Annotated in this window: 18 protein-coding genes; 6 read left to right on the top strand and 12 right to left on the bottom strand. The window is 62.7% G+C overall.

Annotated elements, in window-relative coordinates; all coding sequences use genetic code 11:
• Positions 1-304 precede the first annotated feature (304 nt).
• Positions 305-3,256, top strand: coding sequence for a DNA polymerase I (gene polA / locus EJ079_RS14120; RefSeq protein WP_164873945.1), 2,952 nt, complete (start codon positions 305-307; stop codon positions 3,254-3,256).
• 231 nt (positions 3,257-3,487) lie between these two features.
• On the opposite strand, the gene EJ079_RS14115 is transcribed toward polA, so the two are convergent.
• Positions 3,488-3,892 (bottom strand): Fur family transcriptional regulator, encoded by a 405-nt coding sequence (locus tag EJ079_RS14115; RefSeq protein WP_109658718.1) that lies wholly within the window; start codon positions 3,890-3,892, stop codon positions 3,488-3,490.
• 243 nt (positions 3,893-4,135) lie between these two features.
• On the opposite strand from EJ079_RS14115, the gene EJ079_RS14110 reads away from it, so the two are divergent.
• The 3 genes from EJ079_RS14110 (at position 4,136) to EJ079_RS14100 (ending at position 7,538) form a co-directional block, all read left to right on the top strand.
• The gene (locus tag EJ079_RS14110; protein ID WP_127809292.1) at positions 4,136-6,331 is read left to right on the top strand and encodes a caspase family protein; all 2,196 of its coding nucleotides are present in this window, start codon (positions 4,136-4,138) and stop codon (positions 6,329-6,331) included.
• 122 nt (positions 6,332-6,453) lie between these two features.
• Positions 6,454-6,834: a hypothetical protein gene (locus EJ079_RS14105; RefSeq protein WP_127809291.1), complete on the top strand. Its 381-nt coding sequence runs from the start codon at positions 6,454-6,456 to the stop codon at positions 6,832-6,834.
• Entirely contained in the window at positions 6,831-7,538 is a 708-nt protein-coding gene (locus EJ079_RS14100) for a hypothetical protein (protein ID WP_127809290.1), read from the top strand. Before EJ079_RS14105 ends, EJ079_RS14100 begins: the two co-directional genes overlap by 4 nt.
• A 63-nt stretch (positions 7,539-7,601) precedes the next feature.
• Here the strand turns inward: EJ079_RS14100 and EJ079_RS14095 are convergent, their stop codons facing one another.
• On the bottom strand, positions 7,602-8,696 hold the full coding sequence (locus EJ079_RS14095) for a serine protease (protein ID WP_127809289.1): 1,095 nt from the start codon (positions 8,694-8,696) through the stop codon (positions 7,602-7,604).
• Positions 8,697-9,093: 397 nt separating this feature from the next.
• On the opposite strand from EJ079_RS14095, the gene EJ079_RS14090 reads away from it, so the two are divergent.
• Positions 9,094-10,221 carry a trypsin-like serine protease gene (locus EJ079_RS14090; protein WP_127809288.1) on the top strand — a complete coding sequence of 376 codons (1,128 nt, stop codon included), beginning with the start codon at positions 9,094-9,096 and terminating at the stop codon, positions 10,219-10,221.
• Here the strand turns inward: EJ079_RS14090 and mgrA are convergent.
• The 7 genes from mgrA to EJ079_RS14055 form a co-directional block, all read right to left on the bottom strand.
• The gene (mgrA, locus tag EJ079_RS14085; RefSeq protein ID WP_127809287.1) at positions 10,172-11,218 is read right to left on the bottom strand and encodes an L-glyceraldehyde 3-phosphate reductase; all 1,047 of its coding nucleotides are present in this window, start codon (positions 11,216-11,218) and stop codon (positions 10,172-10,174) included. The genes EJ079_RS14090 and mgrA overlap by 50 nt on opposite strands.
• A 121-nt stretch (positions 11,219-11,339) precedes the next feature.
• Positions 11,340-12,482: a Gfo/Idh/MocA family oxidoreductase gene (locus tag EJ079_RS14080; protein WP_127809286.1), complete on the bottom strand. Its 1,143-nt coding sequence runs from the start codon at positions 12,480-12,482 to the stop codon at positions 11,340-11,342.
• Between the two features lie 11 nt (positions 12,483-12,493).
• Positions 12,494-13,240, bottom strand: coding sequence for a sugar phosphate isomerase/epimerase (locus EJ079_RS14075; RefSeq protein WP_127809285.1), 747 nt, complete (start codon positions 13,238-13,240; stop codon positions 12,494-12,496).
• Positions 13,241-13,293: 53 nt separating this feature from the next.
• Positions 13,294-14,391 (bottom strand): sn-glycerol-3-phosphate ABC transporter ATP-binding protein UgpC, encoded by a 1,098-nt coding sequence (gene ugpC / locus EJ079_RS14070; RefSeq protein WP_023812494.1) that lies wholly within the window; start codon positions 14,389-14,391, stop codon positions 13,294-13,296.
• 5 nt (positions 14,392-14,396) lie between these two features.
• Positions 14,397-15,335: a carbohydrate ABC transporter permease gene (locus EJ079_RS14065; protein ID WP_081738772.1), complete on the bottom strand. Its 939-nt coding sequence runs from the start codon at positions 15,333-15,335 to the stop codon at positions 14,397-14,399.
• Complete coding sequence (locus tag EJ079_RS14060; protein WP_127322195.1) at positions 15,332-16,219, bottom strand: sugar ABC transporter permease; 888 nt, start codon at positions 16,217-16,219, stop codon at positions 15,332-15,334. Before EJ079_RS14060 ends, EJ079_RS14065 begins: the two co-directional genes overlap by 4 nt.
• A gap of 81 nt (positions 16,220-16,300) precedes the next feature.
• A complete protein-coding gene (locus EJ079_RS14055) occupies positions 16,301-17,539 on the bottom strand; it encodes an ABC transporter substrate-binding protein (protein WP_127382134.1) in 1,239 nt (412 codons plus the stop codon).
• 404 nt (positions 17,540-17,943) lie between these two features.
• On the opposite strand from EJ079_RS14055, the gene EJ079_RS14050 reads away from it, so the two are divergent.
• Positions 17,944-18,999, top strand: a complete 1,056-nt coding sequence (locus tag EJ079_RS14050) for a LacI family DNA-binding transcriptional regulator (protein WP_127271211.1) — start codon at positions 17,944-17,946, stop codon at positions 18,997-18,999.
• 9 nt (positions 19,000-19,008) lie between these two features.
• Here the strand turns inward: EJ079_RS14050 and gndA are convergent, their stop codons facing one another.
• The 3 genes from gndA to EJ079_RS14035 all read right to left on the bottom strand — a co-directional run bounded on the left by gndA (position 19,009) and on the right by EJ079_RS14035 (position 23,632).
• Positions 19,009-20,436 carry an NADP-dependent phosphogluconate dehydrogenase gene (gndA, locus tag EJ079_RS14045; protein WP_127809284.1) on the bottom strand — a complete coding sequence of 476 codons (1,428 nt, stop codon included), beginning with the start codon at positions 20,434-20,436 and terminating at the stop codon, positions 19,009-19,011.
• Between the two features lie 230 nt (positions 20,437-20,666).
• Entirely contained in the window at positions 20,667-21,812 is a 1,146-nt protein-coding gene (locus EJ079_RS14040) for a serine protease (protein ID WP_127809283.1), read from the bottom strand.
• Between the two features lie 182 nt (positions 21,813-21,994).
• Positions 21,995-23,632: a copper resistance CopC/CopD family protein gene (locus tag EJ079_RS14035; protein WP_127809282.1), complete on the bottom strand. Its 1,638-nt coding sequence runs from the start codon at positions 23,630-23,632 to the stop codon at positions 21,995-21,997.
• Positions 23,633-23,682 lie beyond the last annotated feature (50 nt).

The raw sequence follows: 23,682 nt of genomic DNA, 5'->3' as shown, positions 1-23,682 counted from the left end.
GCCGTGGTGGAGGGGGAACCACGGCGGCCTTCTACTCGAAACGATGCGGCAGCCCGGAGAGGGGGGATAGGCTGCCGCAGGTGTCCGGGATAGGCGGGGGACGGGCCTTGCTCCGGACTCGGCGAAAACTGCCGATGACGTGTATTTGGGTCTCTGAACGTGGCGATTCAAGGGCACGAAAATTACAGTTTTGTAACATAGGCGTGAGCAGGGTGACGGCGATCTGTCAGGGTGTTGCCGGAACCGATAGTCGACGCTGCCTTTGGCATGGACCAAGCCGCCGCGCCGCGCTATCCCTGCCGGCATGAAAAAAGGCGATCATCTCTTCCTTGTCGACGGCTCCGGCTACATCTTCCGTGCCTATCACGCGCTGCCGCCGCTGACCCGCAAATCCGACGGCCTGCCGGTGGGCGCCGTTTCCGGCTTCTGCAACATGCTGTGGAAGCTGATGCTCGACGCCCGCAACACCGATGTAGGCATTGTGCCGACGCATTTCGCCGTCATTTTCGACTATTCGTCGAAAACCTTCCGCAACGACCTCTACCCCGAATACAAGGCCAACCGCTCGGCACCGCCGGAAGATCTGATCCCGCAATTCGGCCTGATCCGCCAGGCGACCAGGGCGTTCAACCTGCCCTGCGTCGAGATCGAAGGCTACGAGGCCGACGATCTGATCGCCACCTATGCGAGGCTCGCCTGCGAAGCCGGCGGCGATACCACCATCATCTCCTCCGACAAGGACCTGATGCAGCTGGTTGGCGATACGGTCGCCATGTACGACCCGATGAAGGACCGCCAGATCGGCATTCCGGAAGTCATAGAAAAATGGGGCGTGCCGCCGCAGAAGATGGTCGATCTGCAGGCGCTGACCGGCGATTCGGTCGACAATGTGCCTGGTGTGCCCGGCATAGGGCCGAAGACGGCGGCGCAACTGCTCGAACAGTTCGGTGACCTCGACACGCTGCTGGCCCGGGCCGGCGAGATCAAGCAGGACAAGAGGCGCGAATCGATCATCGCCAATGCCGACAAGGCGCGCATTTCTCGTCAGTTGGTGACGCTGATGAACGATGTGCCGGTGACCGAGGGACTGGAGGATTTCGTGCTGCACGCGCCGGACGGCCCGAAGCTGATCGGTTTCTTGAAGACTATGGAATTCACGTCACTGACCCGCCGTGTGGCGGAAGCGACCAGCACCGACGCCGGCGACGTCCAGGCCGTCGCGGTCACCGTCGAACGCGCCGATCATGCTCATGGCCCAGATGTCGGGGCCGGGTTGCCGCCGGTTGCCCGAAACGCGTCCGGCACTGAACCGGACGAAGCCGGCGGGACGGCGGAGACGTCAAAACAAGGCGATACCCCTTCCCTGCTCGCGGCACTGCGGCTGGAGCGCGCGGCCACCGGCAAGATCGATATTTCTGCCTATCATTGCATTCGCGATGTCTCGACCCTGAAAGCCTGGGTGGCCGAGGCACGGGAGGCGGGCATCGCCGCCTTCGATGTCCGGGCAACATCGGCTGATCCGATGCAGGCCGAACTCATCGGCATGGCCATCGCCACAGCGCCCGGCCGCGCCGCCTACATTCCTTTTGCCCACATGAGCGGCAATGGCGACCTGCTCGGTGGTGGCGCGCTCGAAAACCAGATTCCGCTGCGCGAGGCGCTGGCCGTGCTGAAACCGCTGCTCGAAGACCGATCGGTTCTCAAGGTGGCGCAGAATCTGAAATACGATCTTGTCATCATGAGCCGCTACGGCATCGATGTCGCGCCATTCGACGACACCATGCTGATCTCCTACGTGCTCGATGCTGGCACGCCCCATGGTCATGGCATGGATGCGCTTGCCGAAAAGTGGCTCGGTCATACCCCTCTCCAACTCAAGGATGTGACCGGCTCGGGCAAAAGCTCCGTCGGTTTCGATCAGGTCGACATCGACAAGGCGACGGCTCATGCCGCTGAGGACGCCGATGTGACGCTTCGGCTCTGGCTGGTGCTGAAACCGCGGCTTGCCGCCAAGGGCCTGGTGTCTGTCTATGAGCGGTTGGAGCGGCCGCTGGTGCCGGTGCTGGCGCGCATGGAACAGCGCGGCATCTCGGTCGACCGGCAGATCCTGTCGCGGCTCTCCGGCGAACTGGCCCAGGGCGCCGCTCGCCTTGAAGAGGAAATCTACCAGCTCATCGGCGAACGCATCAACATCGGCTCGCCAAAGCAGCTCGGCGACATCCTGTTCGGGCGCATGGGCCTGCCCGGCGGTTCCAAGACCAAGACCGGCCAGTGGTCGACCTCGGCGCAGCTTCTCGAAGATCTCGCTGCCGAAGGCCACGAACTGCCGCGCAAGATCGTCGACTGGCGCCAGCTGACCAAGCTGAAATCGACCTATACCGATGCGCTGCCGGGCTTCATCCACCCCGACACCAAGCGCGTCCACACGTCCTACGCGCTGGCCGCGACGACGACGGGCCGGCTGTCGTCCTCCGACCCGAACCTGCAGAACATCCCGGTTCGCACCGCCGAAGGCCGCAAGATCAGGACCGCCTTCATCACCGACAAGAGCCACCGCCTGGTCTCGGCCGACTACAGCCAGATCGAGCTGCGGGTGCTCGCCCATGTCGCCGAAATCCCGCAATTGCGGCAGGCTTTCGCCGACGGCGCCGACATCCATGCCATCACCGCGTCGGAGATGTTCAACGTGCCGGTCGAAGGCATGCCTTCGGAAGTCCGCCGCCGCGCCAAGGCGATCAATTTCGGCATCATCTACGGCATCTCGGCCTTCGGTCTCGCCAACCAGCTGTCGATCCCGCGCGAGGAGGCAGGCAACTACATCAAGAAATATTTCGAGCGCTTCCCCGGCATCCGAGACTATATCGAGGAGACCAAGGCCTATGCCCGCGAGCATGGCTTTGTCGAAACGATCTTCGGCCGCCGCATCCATTACCCCGATATAAGATCGTCCAATCCCTCGCTCCGCGCGTTCAACGAGCGCGCCTCGATCAACGCCCGCCTGCAAGGCACCGCCGCCGACATCATCCGCCGTGCCATGATCCGCATGGAGGAGGCGCTGGAAAAAGCAGGCCTTTCGGCACGCATGCTGCTGCAGGTGCATGACGAATTGATCTTCGAGACCGTCGAGGCGGAAGTCGAGGCAACGATCCCGGTCGTGCGTCACGTCATGGAGAACGCGGCGATGCCGGCGGTCTCGATGTCGGTGCCGCTGCACGTCGACGCGCGGGCGGCGAACAACTGGGACGAGGCGCATTAGCCGTCGTCGTCATCCTAGGGCGGAGCGACGCGAAGCGGAGCGCAGACCCTAGGATCCATGCCGTTACATTAGCCTTGGATGCAACGGTGCAAAATGAAGCCGCTTCCGAGGCTGCGCCAAGTATCCTTAAATCTGGGCCGCCGCGACATTCTCATGTCACGGCATGGATCCTAGGGTCTCCGCGACGTCGCTTCGCTCCTGCTTCGCCCTAGGATGACGAAGCGATGGGCCTTAGGCCGCTTCGGCCAGGCACTTGGCACACGTCCCGCGAAATTCGATCACCGCCTTCTTGGCGGCGAAGCCGGTGGAGCGCACCCATTCGTCCAATTGGTGGCCGACATCGTGGTCGGACATTTCGGTGACCTGCCCGCATGTGTCGCAAATCGCGAAGGCGGTCATCGAATGGCTGTGGTCGTGCGGCTCGGCGCAGGCGACGAAGGAGTTGATGCTTTCGAGCCGATGCACGAAACCTGACTTCACCAGCGTATCGAGCGCGCGATAGACTTGGAGCGGCGCGCGAAAACCGCGCTCGCGCAATTGGTCGAGCAAGGTGTAGGCACTGAGCGGTCCGCTGGCGGTCTCGAGTTTCTCGAGCACGCACAGCTGGTTCTTCGTCAGCACATCCCTTGCCGCCATGATCCTGTTTCCAACTCGCCTTGCGTCGCTTGTGCCGCGCACAACGATCCATGTCCCATCCAGATAGCGACGAACAGGCATTTTTGCTACTGTTTCCAGCATTCTGCCCGCGAGGCGGTCGAGAACATCGATCGGAGCGGGGCAACAGGCAGGTTGCTCTGCGATGTGACGTTCAAAATACTGACAATATCTTCGGCAAGGATTGCCGCGCTTGGAAATTCGGTCGGGCTTGGGGAAGCAATCATGATCAAATTGACGCGGCGGACGCTGCTGGTCGGCACGTCCGCCTTGACCATGGCCGGCATGGTATCGTTCCGGACCATGGCCGCATCGCGCACCTACCATGCGCTGCTGGTCGCCTGCACCGAATATCCCAACCTGCCGCAGAGGAACTGGCTTGTCGGGCCGAAGAACGATGCAGCCCTCGTCCGCGACTATCTCCTGAAGAATGTGCCCGACCCCGTGCGCTTCGCGCCGGAAAACGTCACGCTGCTCGCCAAGGATGTCCCCGGCGCCAGTGGCCTGCCGACCCATGCGGCGATCAAGGCTGCATTGGCCGACCTTGCTGCCAAGGTCCAGCGCGACGATTTCGTCTACCTGCATCTGTCCGGTCACGGCGCCCAGCAGCCGCAGATGGTCAAGGGCGACGAGACCGACGGGCTCGACGAGATCTTCCTGCCCGTCGATATCGGCAAATGGATCAACCGCGATGCCGGCGTGCCCAATGCGCTGATCGACAACGAAATCGGCGCGGCACTCGACGCCATCCGCGACAAGGGTGCTTTCGTATGGGTTGTGTTCGACTGCTGCCATTCCGGAACCGCGACACGCGCCGTCGAGGTCGATGACGAGCTGGAGCGCAAGGTCGAGTTCGCCGACCTGGTCGGCGGCAACGAGTCCGAGCGGGCTGCCGCGATCAAGGCCTATGACGAGGTGATTTCGGTCGCTGGCTCGCGCGGCATCGACGACAATGGCACGCGCAAGCCCGCCTTCACCCTGACGCCGACCGGTGGCGAACCGATCACCAAGGGCAAGCTGGTCGCCTTCTATGCCGCGCAGACGGTGGAGACGACGCCCGAGATGCCGTTGCCCAAGGGCATCGCGGATGCGCCGCGCTTGGGCCTGTTCACCTTCACCATCCTGTCCAAACTGGCCGAGAATCCCAACGTAACCTATCGCCAACTCGGCCAGGCCGTGCTGCAGCAATATTCGGCCGACAGCCGCACCCGGCCGACACCGCTGTTCGAGGGCGAACTGGATGCCCGCGTCTTCGGCACCGACAAGACCGATGCAGTCATGCAGTGGCCTGTCGTCATCAAGGACGGCGAAGCGACGATCGGCGCCGGGCTGCTGCATCGCCTCACCACCGGCAGCAAGCTCGCCATCCTGCCGTCGGCGTTATCGCCGCTGTCCGACGCTGTCGGATTTTTGGAAGTGCAGTCGGCAAAAAACCTGGAAAGCCGCGTCAAGCCGGTCGAGTTCGACAAGAAGCCGGCGCTCAAAGTCGCCGACATTCCCGCCAACGCCTATGCGCGGGTGGCGGAGATCGCCGTCGACTACAAGCTCGTCTTGGCGCGGCCGGCCATAGCCAAGGGACTTGAGAAGGAAACCGCTCTCGTCGATGCGGTTCTCGACGAACTGGCCACAGCCAGGGAGACCGGCTTCAACATCGAGCTGGTCGAACCCGGCAAGAGCGCCGACCTCCGCCTCGCGGTGATGCGCGAGAATGCCGTTCCCGGCGTCAAGGATGCGACCGACAAGCCGGCGCTGTGGTTCCTGCCGGCGTCGGGCGACGTGAGCCTGAAGGAGGGCGGCAAACCGCCGCTGATCATCATTCACGACCGCCACAAGCTGGCCGATGCAACGGCCAGGAACCTGCGCACCATCTTCCGTGCCACCGGGCTTTCGCGGCTGGCGGCGGCCTCAGACTACAAGCCCGAGGACGTCGACGTCCAGTTCCAGGTCAAACGTCGCGACAAGGATGGCCTCGAACCGCTGCAGGCTTCGGTTGTGCCGCGCGTCTCGCCGGGCGACGAAGTGCATGTGCTGGCCAAGAACGGCTCGGACCTGCTGGTCGACATCAACGTGCTCTATGTCGGCAGCGACTATTCGATCACTCATATCGTTGCCGAACGCCTCGCCCCGCAAGCCATGCTCGAAGAGGGGCTGCTGGCTTTCACCGACACCAGTTTCGGCATGGAGCGGATGATCGCTGTTTTGACCGAGGCGCCGCCGGAGAGCGAGAAGCAGGATCTGAGCTTCCTGGCACAGGACGGCGTCGCCTCGGCGACACGCGGAATGGGCTCCGCAGGCTTCTCCGACATGCTGACCGATCTCGGCATGGCGCCGGCCACCCGCTCGGTGATGCGGCTTGCCGACAAGAGCGGCCCGAAAGGCGCGGTGATGATCTTCCCGATGGAAACGGTGCCGCGCGCCTGAGCGGATGTCGGCGACCAGGGCCATATGGCTCTGTGGCGGCTCTTGCGCGATCGGCGCGATATGAGAACATTCCCGGCCGCGTCCTGGCGCATGACGGCCGGATGAAACGGATAGGATCGATTGTGAAGAATTCTGTGTTTTCCTGGCGTGGAACGGTAACCGGCCTTGCCGGCGGCCTGTTGCTGATCGCCAACGCTTCGGCGGACGAGGCCTGCGGCCTGTGCGTCAAGCAGATCGTCACCAACTCGGAACTGGCGACGTGTTTTCTCGATCAGTACGACCAGTTCGCCAAAAGCGGCAGCGACGCGGTTATCGTCGATCTCAGCAACTGCGCCTCGCGCGGCGTCGTCGAAGCCTTGCCGTCCCCCAACAAGGGGGCGGCGGAGCCCGACGTACAGTTCATGATTTCGCGCCTGCAACTGGAATGCCTGAAACGGAAGCTGGAGACGCCGGGCATTGTGCTGGATCCCTCCGCCACCATTGAACTGGACAGCTGCGGATGAAGAAGCCAACGGGCAACACCAGGCAGACGGCAGTGACCGCACCAGCAAAGGCGCCGGCCGGCAAAACGGCGCTGCCGGAAACCACCGAAGGTTTCCCTTGGCCAAGCGCCCACGAGATCAAGAAGGAGAGCAATCCCTTCACCGACCCCGACTGGCGCATGCTGGTCTATGCCTGGTCGGGCATGGCGGTGCGTCTCGCCATCATCTTCACCTTGATGTTTTCGATCTATCAGTTCCTGGCCAACCAGGAACAGAAGCGCGTCGAGCAGACCATGTCGCTTGTCGAACTCTGGGAAAACAAGGACTACCAGCAGGCGCAGCGCGCGCTGAAAGATCGTCTGACGGGCCTCAACGCCAAATATGATAATCTGCTCAGCGCCAACCCCTCGCCGACCGAGGAGCAGGTGTTCCGGCAACGGATCGGCATCGAGGCGATGACCGCCTCCGGCGGCGACATGCCGCTCGCCGATTTCAGCGAGAATTTCGACCGCATCGTCTATTTCCTCAACCGTCTGTCCTTCTGTGTCGACGGCGATTTGTGTTCGCGCAAGGTGACCGACGCCTATTTCCGCGACTATGCCGTCTCGTTCTGGAGCTATTTTGCCGGCTACATAGACAAGCAGCGCAAGGCGGGTTCTCCCACTTTCGCTTCGGCAATCGAGAACTATGTGCGCAACGGCCCGCCTGCACCCGCAGCCAAATAGCGGCGCGAAAAAAGGCGGCGGGATTGCGCCGCCGCCTTTGTCTCCACCGCGAATGCGCAGCGATTATTTATACAGGCTGTTGATCCACTGGACGTTGGCAGCGTTGAGGCGCACGGCGGTGTTCGCGTCGGGGCTTTCCGCCACGTTGACACCGGTGACGATGCGCTGCTTGGCCTTGTTGTCATAGGCATAGACCGAGCTGCCGCTCGACCCTGGGAACGTATCGCAGTCATACTGGAAATATTCCGGCGCGATGTTTTCGGCGTGCACTTCGCAGTTTGCCTTCCACATCGTGCCCATCGGCTTGTCACCGGGATAGCCGACGAGATTGGCGGTGAAATCGCCGAGATCCTCATAGTTGGCATAGCCCAGCCAGCCGAGATTGGTGCCGACATCCTGCTTTAGCGTGACGACGCCGAGATCCCACAGCAGGACCGAACCATAATAACCCTGGTAGTTGTCGATGAAGCCTTGCAGCACATAGGCGCTTTCGAAGGCGAAGGCGCCGAACGGTGCGTCGTCGGCCGTGCTGCCGTTCAGCCCCGGCACGAACAGATAGTCGGAGAGCCAATCCTTGTCCTCATGACTGTAGAGGCAGTGCGCGGCGGTGAGCACCGTGCGCGGGCCGATCAGCGTTGCCGAACAGCTGCCGAAGCTGCCCGTCTTCGGCGATTTAGCTTCGAGATAGCCGATTGCCGAGAACGGATAGGTCTTGGTGTTCTTGACCTGCTCGCGATCGTCGGTGCCGAAGACCTGACGGCCGGCTTCGCCTTCGCCGAGGTCCGGATCCTCGGTCTTGCGCTCGGCCCCGTCTTTTCCGGTGGCCGGAGCGTTCAGTTCCTTGATGATAAGCTCCCGCAGCGCTTCGCTCGGCTCGATCTTGATCTCCTTGCCATCGGCGGACCGTCCGACGATGCCGTAGGATTTGACAGCCGTTGCCTCGTCGGCAAGCGGCGCGGCGCGGCTGTCGTCGTCGGTCAGCTTCGGTGGCGCGATCGGCTTTGCCCGCCCGGGCTTGTAGTCGCCTGAAGTCACGTCGCGCGCGCTTTCGCCATTGCCGGCACTGGCGGAGCCAGGATCGGCGGCGAAAGCCGGAACCGTCCACATTGCGGTGTAAAGCAATGTGGACGCAATGAGTGCGTTTGTCAGTTTTGTCATGGTGAGACTCTCCCATAAGTCAGCAAGGACTGGATCAAAATACAGAAATATTGTCGAGATCGTGGTGGCGTCGAAAAAGGAGTTTGGTTACCGCACTTGAAATATGACCATCGCCTATGCGGTCGGTCAAAAGCCCCCGCTAAAGACACCCGCGCGGATATATTGCCTAAATTAATACAACATTGGAATGACAATTAGCTTCCACATAGCCCGTGGGGGGCTATAGGGTTTTGAACGGGGTCTGCACAGGAACGCGATACGCGAAGCAGTGCCTGACTTGGTGTCCCTGCCGTGCCGCTACAACGAAAGCTGCGCGGCCTGACCACCAGTCTGAGGCTTGCTTTGTTGATCATGCGCCGGGGCTGGTCCGCTCGGGTACATATCAGGAGGGCTTCAGATGAACATCATCCATCGGTTCAGGCCGATCGCCGCTGCATCGCTGCTCGGCATCGCAGCCGCCCTTGCGGCAGCCAATTCCACCCAGGCCGACGAAGCGGTCGCCCGACCGGAGGCAGCGGTCTCGCCAATGAAGCGCGTGACGGAAGCCAGGGCGAAAGCCGCGGCGGAGAACCCCGACGCGGCCGACCGCGTCTATGGTGGCAACCAGGCCGAAAAGGGAGCCTATCCGTTCCAGGTCGCGCTGCTCACCACCGACAGGCTGGACGAGAACCCGGCCTCGCAGGCCAATGCCCAATTCTGCGGCGGCAGCCTGATCGCGCCGCAATGGGTGCTGACGGCAGCACACTGCCTCAACGACAAGGGTCAGCCGGTTTCGCCGGAGAGCGTCACCGTGCTGACCGGTGCAACCGATCTCAGCGAGGGCAAGCGCCACAAGGTGGTGGAGGTCATCGTCAACGAAGCCTACAGCGAGCAAACGCTCGACAACGATCTCGCCCTGCTCCGGCTTGCCGAACCGGCCGATGCGCCGACCATCAAGGTCGCCCATGAGGCAACCCCCGAGACCGGCAAGACGACGGTCACCGGCTGGGGCAAGATGCAGGACGGCACCTTTCCGACCACGCTGATGGTTGTCGATCTCGACCTGCAGCCGAACCAGGCCTGCAACAGCGGCATCAAGGCCATCTATGCGCGTGATCTGAAGGCAGCGCTCGGTGATCTGTCCCGCCGTATGCGCTATTCGGAAAAAGGCATCGACGCGGCCGCCAATGCGATCGCCGCCGACATGACCGACCCGCTGACCGGCAACATGATCTGCGCCGGCACCACCAGCGGCGTGCGCGATGCCTGCAACGGCGACAGTGGCGGCCCGCTGTTCATGACCGGTGCCGAAGGCCCGGTCCAGGTCGGCGTCGTCAGCTGGGGCGAAGGCCCGGCGGACGGCAGCGCGGCGTGCGGCCACAAGGAGGCCTACGGCATCTACACGCGGCTGGCCAACTACACCGGCTGGATCGAGGCGAAGATGAAGACCTCGGGAGAGGTTCCCGCCGTTTTGCTTGCCGGCTTATCGAGAGGACTTATTTTCGCGGCGGGCCTTTGCGCTCGGCGGAAGCCGCCCACAGATTAATGTCGGATTCGCGCGCATAGGTGTCGATCTCGGCGAGTTCGGCATCGCTGAAGTCGAGCACCTTGAGCGCGCCGACGCAGTCCTCGACCTGCTCCGGCCGGCTGGCGCCGATCAGCGCCGAGGTCACCCTGCCCTTGCGCAGCACCCAGGCCAGCGCCATCTGCGCCAGCGTCTGCCCGCGCTTGCCGGCGATGGCGTTGAGCGCCTTGATGTTGGCGATGGTCTTGTCGTTGATGAAGGCTGTCTTCAGCGACTTGCCCTGGGAGGCACGGCTGCCATCGGGAATGCCGCCGAGATACTTGTTGGTCAGCATGCCTTGCGCCAGCGGCGAGAACACGATGGAGCCGACGCCGAGCCCTTCGAGCGTGTCGAGCAGGCCATCTTCCTCCACCCAGCGGTTCAGCATCGAATAGCTCGGCTGGTGGATGACGCAAGGCGTGCCAAGCTGCTTCAAGATATCGGCGGCCTCGCGCGTGCGCTGCGAATTGTAGGACGAGATGCCGGCATAGAGCGCCTTGCCCGAGCGCACGGCATGGTCGAGCGCACCCATGGTTTCTTCCAGCGGCGTGTCGGGATCGAAACGGTGCGAATAGAAGATATCGACATAGTCGAGACCCATCCGCTTCAGGCTCTGATCTAGGCTGGCCAGAATGTATTTGCGCCCGCCCCATTCACCGTAGGGACCGGCCCACATTTCGTAGCCGGCCTTGGTCGAGATGATCAACTCGTCGCGGTAGGCGGCGAAGTCGGTGCGTAGGATCTCGCCGAAGGCGGTTTCGGCAGAACCGGGCGGCGGACCGTAATTGTTGGCGAGGTCGAAATGCGTGATGCCGAGGTCGAAGGCCTTGCGCGCGATCGCCTGCTTGGTCTTGTGCGGCGTGTCGTTGCCGAAATTATGCCACAGGCCGAGCGAGATTGCCGGCAGCTTCAGGCCGGAGCGGCCACAGCGGTTGTAGATCATCTTTTCATAGCGGTTTTCGGCAGGCGTGTAGGGCATCGGAAAATCCTCAAATGGCAGCGAGCCGGTCGGCTGCATCGCGACAGCGCGGCGAGTTGGCTCTGCCCCTCACCTTTACCCTCTCTCCGTCGGAACGGGGAGAGGGTTGAGGTGTGCTGCCCTATTTCTTCTTCGCCAAAAGCGCCTTGGCTTCCTTGACGCCAAGTGCGGCCGGCCGTCCGCAGGTGGTCTGCATGGCGACGAACTTGCCGGTTTCGCCGGAGCGCAACAGCCCGGTCATCACGTCGACGGCGTGCAGCGCCAGCTCCATCGAACAGCGGTGCGGCCGGCCTTCCGCGATCGCCACTGCCATGTCGGCGAGGCCCGATGTGCGGTAGTTGGCCATCATGCCTTGCGAATGCATCTCGTTGGGCACGCCGAACGGATGCGGCCAGTTCGGCAGCTTCTTGACCGGCTTGGCCGCGTCGGTGAAGCGAACGTCACCACCGAAGAAGTTCGGGTCTGGCACGAACACCGTACCCGCCTCGCCATAGAGTTCCATCGGCGCGTGGCCGTGGGCCCAGACGTCCCAGCTGGTGTTGAGCGTTATAACTGCACCGTTCTCGAACTCCAGCAGTCCATGTATGGTCGTCGGCGTGTTGACCGGTATCTTTTCACCCGCGCGCGGCTTTGAACTGATCGTCCGCTCCTTGGCCGGCGTCGTCGCGAAGGCCGCGACCTGTTTCACCGGTCCGATCAGCTGGATCAGATTGGTGATGTAGTAAGGCCCGATATCGAGCACGGGACCGGCGCCCGGCTGGAAGAAGAAATCCGGATTGGGGTGCCAATGCTCCATGCCGTGGCCCATGACATGACAGGTACCACTCGTGACCTTGCCAAGCTTGCCGGTGTCGATCAGGTTGCGCACCAGTTGGTGCGCGCCGCCGAGGAAAGTGTCTGGCGCCGAGCCGATCCGCAGGCCCTTTTTCTCCGCCCGCTTCTTAAGGTCGAGCCCTTCCTTGACCGACAGCACGAACGGCTTTTCCGAATAGACGTGCTTGCCGGCGTCGAGGATCTGCTTCGATACTTCGTAGTGCACCGCCGGGATGGTCAGGTTGACGATGATGTCGATGTCGTCGGCCTTGAGCAGGTCTTCGACGGTCTCGGCGCGCAACTTGAACTCCTTCGCCCGCGCCTTGGCCGCCTCCATGTTGATGTCGGCGCACGCACGCATTTCGATGCCGCGAAACAGCGGCGCCAGCGAAAAATACGCTTTCGAGATGTTGCCGCAGCCGATCACGCCGATGCCAAGTTTCTTTGCCATGCTGATTGCTCCTAATAGGTTTTGGCGGCTGCGATGGAGCGGCGGGCGAAACGCTCGATGTCGTTGGGGTTGTCCTGTTCCATGACGTAGTATTGGGCAGCACTCTTGGCACGCAACACCTTGATCAGGCCGGCCCAGTCGATGGTGCCATGGCCGACATCCGACCAGCCATCCTCATCCAGCCCCTCGCCGGGCTTGGCCATGTCCTTGACGTGGACGGCGCTGATGCGCTTGCCGTGCTTTTCGATCCACGACAACGGATCATCGCCGCCGCGCACCACCCAGGCAACGTCCATCTCCCAGCTGACATCGGGCGCGGATGACAGGATGTGATCCTGCGGCACCGATCCGTCGGCAAGTTTCTTGAACTCGAAATCATGGTTGTGCCAGGCAAAGCCGTAGCCGGCCTTTTTCGCGACGTCGCCGACCCTGGCCAGGCGTTCGCCGAAGCCGCGCCAGCCGGCCACGTCGGATGGCCGCTGATCGGGCATCAGGAAGGGACAGATGAGCAGCGTGATACCAAGTGCGTCGGCGGTTCTGCGCACGCCGTCGAAATCGTTCTCGAGCGCGTCGATCGAGAAATGCCCAGTCGGCATGGCAAGCCCGTTCTTGTCGAGCTCGGCACGGAATGCCTTGGGATCATCATAGACGCCGCCAAAGCCTTCGACCTGGGCGTAGCCGAGCTTGCCGAGCATGGCGAGCACACCGTCCCAGGGTTGGAAATTGCGGGCGCTGTAAAGTTGGAATGACCAATTCATCGTCTCTGTCCGTTTCGCTTGGGGATTGTCGTTGGAAGGTTGGTTCTCAAAAGCTAGATGCGTGTGCCCGTTGCAGTGTCGAAAAGCGAAGCGCGCATCGGATCGAAGCCAAGCGTCACCGCCTCGTCATTCTTGGGCGTGCGTTCCGAGGTCACTCGGACGCTGAAATTCTGCTGGGCAAGCTTCAGCCAGACCAGCGTGTCGGAGCCCATGGGTTCGACCACCTCGACATTGGCGGCTATCGAAAACGGCCAACCGGTGCCGCTGTTCAGACTGACATGCTCGGGCCTGATACCGAATGTGACGGGGCCGGGAGCCGGAGGCTTGGCAAAGTCGTAAGTGCCGAGCGGGATCTTGATATCCTCGGCCGCGAACCGCCAGCCGCCGTCGGCGTCTTCCAGGCGGCCATCGACGAAGTTCATTGCGGGCGAGCCAAGGAAGCCGGCGACGAAGCGGTTGACCGGGCGGTTGTAAATGGTCTGCGGCGCATCGAGCTGCTGGATGACGCCGCCCTTCATCACCGCGATGCGGTCGGCCAGCGTCATCGCCTCGATCTGGTCGTGGGTGACGTAGATCATGGTGTTCTGCAGCTTGCGATGCAGCAGCTTGATCTCGACGCGCAGTTCTGCGCGCAGCTTGGCATCGAGATTGGACAGCGGCTCGTCGAACAGGAACACGTCGACATCGCGCACCAGCGCCCGTCCGATCGCGACGCGCTGGCGCTGGCCGCCGGAAAGGGCGGCCGGCTTACGCTGCAGCAGCGGTTCGATCTGCAGGATTTCAGCCGCCCGCGCGATCCGCTTGGCGATCTCTTCTCTTGGCGTGCCGGCGACACGCAGCCCGAAGGACAGGTTCTTCTCCACCGTCATTTGCGGATAGAGCGCATAGGACTGGAACACCATGCCGATGCCGCGGTCCTTGGGCTCTTCCCAGGTGACGTTCTTGCCCTTGATGAAGATGCGGCCCTCGGAAACGTCGAGCAGGCCGGCAATGCAGTTGAGCAAGGTCGACTTGCCGCAGCCGGACGGCCCGAGCAGCACGATGAACTCGCCATCGGCGACATCGAGATTGAGCGTCTCCAGGACGGTCACCGCACCGAAGTTCAGCGACAGGTCCTGGATCGAAACGCTGGTATCATTGGCTGCCGTCATCGCCGTCACCCCTTCACCGCGCCGGCGGCGATGCCGCGTACGAAAAGCTTGCCGGAAATGAAGTAGACGATGAGCGGCACAAGCCCGGTCAGGATTGTTGCGGCCATGTTGACGTTGTACTCCTTCACGCCTTGCACCGAATTGACGATGTTGTTGAGCTGCACCGTCATCGGATAGGTGTCGGGGCGGGTGTAGACGACGCCGAACAGGAAGTCGTTCCAGATGCCGGTCACCTGCAGGATGATGGCGACGACGAAGATCGGCAGCGACATCGGCAGCATGATGCGCAGGAAGATGCCCCAGAAGCCGGCGCCGTCGACGCGTGCCGCCCGGAACAGCTCCTCCGGCATCGAGGCGAAATAATTGCGGAACAGCAGCGTCAGGATCGGCATGCCGAAAATGGAATGGACAATCACCAGCCCGCTGAGGCTGCCATAGAGGCCGATTTCGCGCAGGATGATGACGATCGGATAGATCATCACCTGGTAGGGAATGAAGGCGCCGACGATCAGGATGATGAAGAACGTATCGGCGCCCTTGAAGCGCCAATTGGCCAGTGCATAACCATTCACCGAGGCGATGGCGATCGACAGCAGCACCGACGGCACGGTGATGCGCACCGAATTCCAGAAGCCGCGCGAGAGCCCGTCGCAGTTAAGGCCGGTGCAGGCCGTTGACCACGCCTTGACCCACGGCTCGAAGGTGATCTCGAGCGGCGGTGAGAAAATGTTGCCGAGCCGGATCTCCGGCATGCCCTTGAGCGAGGTGACGATCATGACATAGAGCGGCAAGAGGTAGTAGACCGCCATGACGAACAATGTGCCGTAGAGGAAGACGTTGCGGCGCGAAATCATGCGGCGCGGCTTTGGACCGTAGGGCCCTGCGATTTCCTGGCGCGCGCCGGCGGCAACGCTTGCTTGAGCGGTGATGTCTGCAATGCTCATTTGCGTCGCCCGAACTCGAGATAGGCCCAAGGCACGATGACGATCACCACCGAGAGCAGCATCATGGTCGAGGCGGCAAAACCCTGGCCGAGGTTCTGGGCGAAGAACATATAGTCGTAGACGTATTTGGCCGGCACTTCGGATGCGATGCCCGGGCCGCCGCTGGTCTGGGCCACGACCAGGTCATAGACCTTGACGATGCCGGAAGCGATGATGACGAGCGTGGTGATGAAGACCGGCCGCATCATCGGGATGACGATGAACAGATAGGTCTTCCACATCGGGATCCCATCCACGCGCGCCGCCTTCCAGATGTCTTCGTCGATGCCGCGCAGGCCGGCCAGCATCAGGCACATGATGAGCCCGGTGCCTTGCCACAGCGCAGCGATCGATATGCCGTAGATGACGATGCTGGAATTATAGAGCGGGTCGAAGCTGAAGCTCGTCCAGCCTAAGTCCCGCACGACATGCTGGATGCCGAAATCCGGATTGAGCAACCACTGCCAGACCAGGCCGGTGACGATGAAGGAGAGCGCGAAAGGATAAAGGAAGATGGTGCGGAACGTGTCCTCGAAGCGGATCTTCTGATCGAGCAGCGCGGCAAGCAGAAAACCGATGACCAGCGAGAACACCAGCGAGATCGCGCCGTAGATCAACAGGTTCTCGATCGAGATCAGCCAGCGCGGCGCCGCCCACAGCCGGTAATACTGGTCTAGTCCGACGAAATTCAGCCGCGGCAGGAGCTTCGAATTGGTGAAGGAATAGAGCACCGTCCAAACGGTGCCGCCGACGAAAACCACCATGGCGGTGAGGATCATCGGGATCGAGGCGACCTTCGCATTGAGGTTGCGGAACAGAAGGTTGGGGCGTGCGCTCTTGCTCATCTCGTCAGCCGGCTGGGTAAGGGCGGTGCATTCCCGGCCCTGCACTCGCAAGGCCGGGAGCGAGGCGGGTTGCCTCCAGCGTCAGTCCGCCGAAGCGATGAGGTCGGCGAAGCGCTTCTGCGCGTCTTCGACGGTCAGTTCCGGCTTGGCGAAGAATTCGGCGAAAAGGTCTTCCTTCTGTTTCTGGGTGTCCTGCGAAAGCAGTTGGTCCGTCCACGGCATGACGGCGCCCTTGGCAAGGATGGCGAGGCCCTTCTTCATGCAATCGTTGGCCGCATTGAGATCGACGTCGCCGCGCACCGGCAGGGATCCCTTCTTCAGATTGAAGGCAACCTGCGTCTTGGGATCGAGCAGCGTCTCGGCCAGCACCTCCTGCGCCTTGCTCTTGTCGGCATCCTTGAGCAGCGGGAAGTAGAAGGCATCGCCGCCCGTGGCTATGACCTCGTTCAGCCCAAGGCCTGGCAGGCAGGTGTAATCCTTGCCCGCGGTCTTGCCGGCAACCTGAAACTCGCCCTGTGCCCAGTCCCCCATGATCTGGCCAGCGGCCTTGCCGGTGATGACCAGGTTGGTCGCCTGGTTCCAGTCCTGCACATTGGTGTTCTTCGCCATCTTGCGGGCATCGTCCGCGGCCTTGAAGACCTTGGCGACTTCGGGCCCGGCGGCGAACTTGGCATCCTTGTCCTTGTAGACCTTGAGGAATGTGTCCGTGCCGCCCACAGCCGCAAGCAGGACGTCGAAGGCACCGGAGGATTGCCAGGCCTGTCCGCCGACGGCGAGCGGGATGATGCCGGCCTTTTCCAGCGCCGGCGCTGCCGCCACGAATTCATTCCAGTCCTTCGGCAACGGCACGCCGGCCTTCTCGAAGGCCTCGTTGGACAGCCACAACCACTGCCAGGAATGGATGTTGACGGGCACGCAATAGATCTTGCCGTCGATGGTGCAGCCGTCGAGCAGGCTCTTCGGCCGGACGACATCAGTCCACTTGCCCTTGGTGGCGACGTCGGTGAGGTCGCGCATCAGGCCGGCCTGCACCAGCTCTTCCGCCTGCCGGCCATGGTTGAATTGCGTGGCGCCCATCGGATCGCCACCGGTGATGCGGCTGATCATGATTGGCCGCGCCGTGCCGCCGGAGCCGGCAATGGCGCCGTCCACCCAGTGGTTGCCGGTCGCATCGAATGCCTTGGCAAGTTCCGCAACCGCCGCCGCCTCGCCGCCCGACGTCCACCAATGGGTGACTTCCAGGTCCGTCGCGGCCGCCTGGCCGGCAAACTGCAACGCGGCCGTCGCTGCCAGCGCAGCGGTCAAAAGTTTGTATCGCATTTCGGCTCCTCCCAGAATCTGAAACGTTACAGATTTTCGATACGGCAATTGCGCGGGCTGTGCAACCCATCAACGAAGCACCCTCGATATTTTTTCGGGCTGCGAACAAATTCGCATGGATGATCGCGCTTCTCATGCACTGCAGCATGGTTTGCTGCGGCGCAAACACCGAAATGCCGCCTGATACGGGCAAAAAGGCGGCGGCAGAGGCGATTTCTCCTGGAATCCCAAGCGTTTCGCAAAAGAACCATCCACCTCGTGGGCGAGGGACATGTAACTCGATATGGCAATCTGTAACGTTTCAGTATATTGAGACTTTACCGGGGCTGGAACGCATATCGTATCGCCATGACGGCGATTGCCGACATGGCTCGCGGCTGCTATGCGCCTGACGGGCGGGACGAATGGACAGACAGCGTACGGACAAGAGCGGGGAGACCTCGGCACAGGGACGGCCGACGTTGAAGACGCTTGCCTTCATGACCGGGCTCGGCGTCACCACCGTGTCACGCGCCTTGAAGGATGCCCCGGAAATCGGCGCCGAAACCAGGCGCCGCGTCCAGCTCGTCGCCAAGCAGATCGGCTACCGGCCGAACCGCGCCGGCGTGCGTCTGCGCACCGGCAGGACCAATGTCATCAGCCTCGTGCTCAACACTGACCGCGAGATCATGAGCTTTGTCTCGGACATCATCTACGGCGTTTCGGAAGTGCTCGCCGAAACGCCCTATCACCTGATCGTCACGCCCTATTCCCGCTCGCAGGATCCGATGGAGCCGATCCGCTATCTCGTCGAGACCGGCTCGGCCGACGGCGTCATCATTTCGCGCACCCAACCGAACGATCCGCGCGCCCGCTACATGCTCGAGCACGGCATGCCCTTTGCCACGCATGGCCGCACCGACATGGGCCTCGTCCATCCCTACCATGACTTCGACAACCATGTTTTCGCGATGGAGGCCGTGCGCCGCCTGGCGAGCATGGGCAGGCACAAGCTGGCGCTTCTGTCGCCGCCGCCCGGGCTGACCTATTATGGCCACACGCTGAACGGCTTTGCCGATGCGCTGAGCGAGGTCGGAGCCAGCGAAATTCCGTTCAACACCGTTTCCATCGATCACACGATCGAGCAGATCAGGACCAGGACCGCGCAGGTGATGCGTCGCGAGAACAGGCCGGACGGCTTCGTCAGCAGCGCTGCCGCCGCGACACTGGCGATCGTCGCCGGCATCGAGGATGCCGGCCTCAAGCTTGGCCGCGACGTCGATGTCGTGTCCAAGCAGTCGTCGGACCTGTTGCACCTGTTCCGGCCGGAATTGCTCGTCGTCAACGAGAACTTCCGCCTGGCCGGCTCCGATCTCGCCCGCTCCGTGCTCGGCTGGATCGGCGGCGCCGCACCCGGCTCGTTGCAGCGCCTGGTCGCCACCAGCGAGGTTCGGGCGTTCAGCCCGCCGGTTTCCGTTTAGGCCCTTGGGCTAGCCAGCCGCACCGCTTCCCCACGGCCCATGGAACGCGCCCTTGTCGTCGATGCGCTCGAAGCCGTGCGCGCCGAAGAAGTCGCGCTGCGCCTGGATCAGGTTCGAGGTGCCGCGGCCCTGACGGTAGCTGTCGAAATAGGCAAGTGCGGAAGACAGCGCCGGAACCGGCGAGCCGGCCTCCGAAGCCCTCGCCACGATACGGCGCAGCGACGGATGCGCTTCCTGCATCAGCGCGATGAAGGCCGGGGCCATCAGGAGGTTGGTCGAGGCGCCGCCCTTGCTGAAGGCTTCCGCCATGGTGTCGAGCATCTGCGAGCGGATGATGCAGCCGGCGCGCCAGATCCTGGCGATGGTCGGCATCGGCAGGTTCCAGTTGAATTCCTTGGAGGCGCCGCTCATCACCGCAAAACCTTGGGCGTAGGCGGCGATCTTGCCGGCGAACAGCGCCAGTTCCAGATCTTTCAGCAGGGCATCTTTGTCACCGGAAATCTTCGTCACGCCGACGTTGCCATAGGCCTTTTCCGCCGCCAGCCGCTCGTCCTTGATCGATGACAGAACGCGTGCCGCCACCGCCGCCTCGATCGCCGTCGCCGGAATGCCGAGTTGCTGCGCCTCGATGACCGACCATTTGCCCGTGCCTTTCTGGCCGGCGCGGTCGAGGATGATGTCGACCACCGGCTTGCCGGTCTTCGGATCGTCAGCGGCCAGCACCTTGGCGGTGATCTCGATCAGGTAGGAATTGAGCCGGCCTTTGTTCCAGTTGGCAAACACCGTGCCGATCTCTTTCGGGTCCATGCCCAGGCCGTCGCGCAGGATGCCGTAGATCTCCGCGATCATCTGCATGTCGGCATATTCGATGCCGTTGTGGATGGTCTTGACGAAATGCCCGGCGCCGTCGGTGCCGAGCCATGCCGCGCAGGGTTCGTCCTTGAACTTGGCGGAGATCGCCGTCAGCACCTTCTCGACGCGCTTCCACGAGTCCTCCGTACCGCCGACCATGATCGACGGCCCGTGGCGCGCGCCCTCCTCGCCGCCGGACACGCCCATGCCGATGAAGGTGAGGTCCGAGCCGGAAAGCTCGGAGAAGCGCCGCATCGTGTCGCGGAAATTGGCATTGCCGGCGTCGATGACGATGTCGTTGGCCGACAGAACGCCGCGCAGAGCCGCGATCTGTTCGTCGACCGGCTTGCCGGCCAGCACCATGATGATGATCGGGCGCGGCGGCCGGATCGCGGCGGCAAGCTCTTCCAGGCTGTAGCAGGGCACGACCATGTCCCTGAGCGCGCCGGCATTCTCGATGAAAGCGTCGGTGCGCGCCCTGGTGCGGTTGAAGACAGCGATGCGGTGCCCGTGCTCGGCGATGTTGAGCGCCAGGTTGGAGCCCATCGTGCCAAGGCCGATCAGGCCGATTTCGGCATTTTCCATCGTTTCTTCCCTGCTTTCGGATCTTGTTGGTTCGAGCCCGCGATTTGCGGGGATGCCCATTCATCACGGGATGCCATTCTTCACGGGATGATTGACGGGCCTTTCGGGCCGCGTCAACCGCCTCGCCGAATTGTGTTGCGCGGATCGAACGTGAAGACCAGAGCCGAGAAGATTGGCAATTGGCGCAGCCGCCGGGAAATTCAGGTGCCGGCGTCGAGGGAAAAGCGGGTTCAGAAATTGTAGTTGGCATAACCATGGTAGACCAAATCCACCATTGCGTCCCCTCCGGCAAAGAGCAGATTCACATTCCAAGGCGGGTTCCAAGGCGGGAAGGGAACCACGAACTCGGTTTCCTGGCCATGGCAAACTCCCACGACGCGCCAGTCGTCGCGGATGAAGCCGAACAGAGGTCCTCCCGACCACCCGTGGCCGGCGAAGTTTGTCGTTTCAAGCTCGCGCGCATGCTTGTCTCCGTCGACATCTCTGATGAAGGCAGCCAGCTCGACAGCCGGGTATCCGGCGGCGAAATCAGGATAGCCAGCGCTCATGTAAAGATGGTCGAAATACTCATCGTGGTCGTCGAAGGCCTGCGTACCCAGCCAGCCGCAGACGTTGCCAATCGGATCAATCGTCCTGCAGATTGCATAGTCGCTGGCATCCGCTTTGAACGCCATATCCCAGAAGCCGTCATGCCTGACGCCATACCAGTCGCTGACCCATGTGGAGCCGAAGCGAGGGGAGTGACCCGGGTACATAGCCGGCGTGAATTCGATTTGACAGTTGCCGCTGTAGTCCCACGGCATGACATGGCTGGCTGTCATCAACAGGTTCGGCCCAACCATGAAGGCGGTGCCTCCTGGAAGCTCCTTGCCTTCGGATAAGGTGCGGATGTGGCCTATCGCCGACCAGGGAAACGCCACCAGATCCATGCCGATAGCCGTAAGCCCCGACCGCTTGACGGCAATATCGCCGTCCGGTCCAGCAAAGAACGGTCGCAACCGTGGGACCGTTCGCACGGCGAGATGGCGAGGAACATAGGCCTTGAGCAGATCCTCGTTTCGCCTGCCCGTGCGCGTCGGCTTGCCCTCAGGCCGCGCGACGGCCTTCGCAACAGGCAGGTTGAGCCTCGATTCCAATCGCGGCACATAGCCCTTCGGCGCAGAGACCCGCTCAGCCACCTTGCGGGCGTCCGGAAATCGGCCCAGGCTGAGATGATTGATGATGTCGACAGGCATCGGCTCCGTCGGATCACGATCAAGTTTTTCGATGAAAGCGCCAAGGTCGTTGTGCGCAGCCAGCGCCTTGAGGTTTGGTGGTCGCCTGTTGCGCCCGGCATTCTCGTTCCCCGCAGTGGAGAGGCGTTGATCCTTCTTCATGCGATTTGTCCTAGCTTGCCCTTGCCAATGCGCCTCGATAGGGCGAGACGACCGCGATTGGCATCGAAACCGAAGTGATGGCCGCCAAGGTCGAACGAAAGCGACCATTTTGACAGTCGTCATTTGCCGACTGGGTCGCTCCTTTTTGCGGGTGCTATTTCGTGAGGACAATAAGGCCGACGCTACGGCCTGATATCGACGGGCGCCTCGATCTTCACCATCTCGAAGTCCGAGACCAGGATGTCGATGCGCACCGTCCACCGGCCCGGCACCGGGATGACGAGATTGTCGACGCGCCAGGTGCCGTCACCGGGCTTGCTCGCAGCGCGCTTCAGCGGCTCGATGCCGGAATCGGGTTTTGACAGCACAAGCGTCACCTCCTTGGCGTCGAGCGGGCCGAAATCGCCGCTCATGATGACCATCGAGGCAACGACCGGGCCGGCATGGCCGGGAGTGATGCTGAGATCGGCCATCGCTTGCAGCGCGTGGATATGAACCGACACCGGTTGCGCTGCCGCAATCGCCAGGGCTCGGGGCGGCGGTGTGAAGCGCCAGCCGGCGGCAACGCCGAAAATAGCCAACACGATCAACATCTCGACGCCGATCGAGCGGACCAGCCTGCGTTGAACTTCCGTCGATCCCGCCTCGGCCGACGCGGTGAGTTTCCAGCGGTTGACGGCGGCAAGCGTGAACAGAAAGACCAGCAGCCCGAGTTTGATCAGCAGCAGCCTTCCATAGGCGGTGTCGACCAATGCCGCGGGTGTTTGCACCTGGATGACGGCAAGCACGATGCCGGCAGCGGCAAGCACCGCCACCACGGGCAGGATCGCCCAAGAAAACCGCCGCAGGAATGGCGTGGCCTCCGCCGATTGCCTCTTCAGCGCCAGCCCGAGTGGAACCAATGCGCCGGCCCACAACGCGATGCAGACCCCATGCAGGAACACCATCGGCCGCGTCAGCCATTGCGGTTCGGCGGCACCGGCATGGCCGCTGGCGGCAAGGGCAATCCCCACCCCGGCCAGGCCGGCCAGCGCCAATGGTTTGGCGGTGGCGAGGGGACCGGCCAGCGACAGCAGGCCAAGCCCCAGCGCGATCAGCGCGACCAGCACTGTCGAGCCGAAACTGGTGCCGAGCCCGGTCCGCCAGATGACCGGCTGCGCCAGATGGGAGAGCGGCACCCCAAGCGCATCAAGCCCCTGGAAACCGAGCGATAAGGATGCCGTGACCAGCCCGCTCAGGATTGCAGCTGCAACGAAGCGCTGCCCGGCGCGGCCACTTCCGGCCAGCCAGGCAAGCGCGAAGGCGCCGCCAACGCCGAGGAAAAGGCCGACGTAGAGAAAGATTTTGCCCGTCCAGATAGCCGACCGCAACGGCCAGTCGACGGCTTCGGATACGGCGGGCGGCTCACTGGGCGCGCCGATGGAAAACAGCAGCGATCCGCCGACGGGATGACCGTCTGCGGAGATGACGCGCCAGCTCAAGACATGCGTGCCGGACTTGAGTGGCTGCGGATTGTCGATCTCGACGGTCTGGTCGCTGAGCCGGAATGACGTTAGCGGAACCGGCTTGCCGTCGGGCTTCACCAGCGTCAGCACCAGAGGCGAGACCGGCTCGCTGAAGGTCAGCGAGAACTGCGCCGGCCCCTGTGCCAGCACCGCGCCGTCGGCCGGGTCGGTCTTGACCAGCGCGGCATGGGCAAAGGCCTGATCCGACACGGCAAGGCTGGCAAGAAACACGATCACGGCCAACAGGCCGGCGGCAAGCCGGCCGGCGCGTTGGCCGGTCATGGAAGCCGTTTGCAGGAAGGAGGTCGTGCTCATGTCACCGCCACGAAAAGGAGAGGCGCGCTCGAAAGGGCGCGCCGCTTGGG

It is taken from the genome of Mesorhizobium sp. M7A.F.Ce.TU.012.03.2.1, assembly GCF_004006095.1.
In the GTDB taxonomy this organism is placed as follows: Bacteria; Pseudomonadota; Alphaproteobacteria; order Rhizobiales; family Rhizobiaceae; genus Mesorhizobium.
Note: the sequence above shows the minus strand (reverse complement) of the source record. Positions and strands in the feature narration are given on the sequence as shown.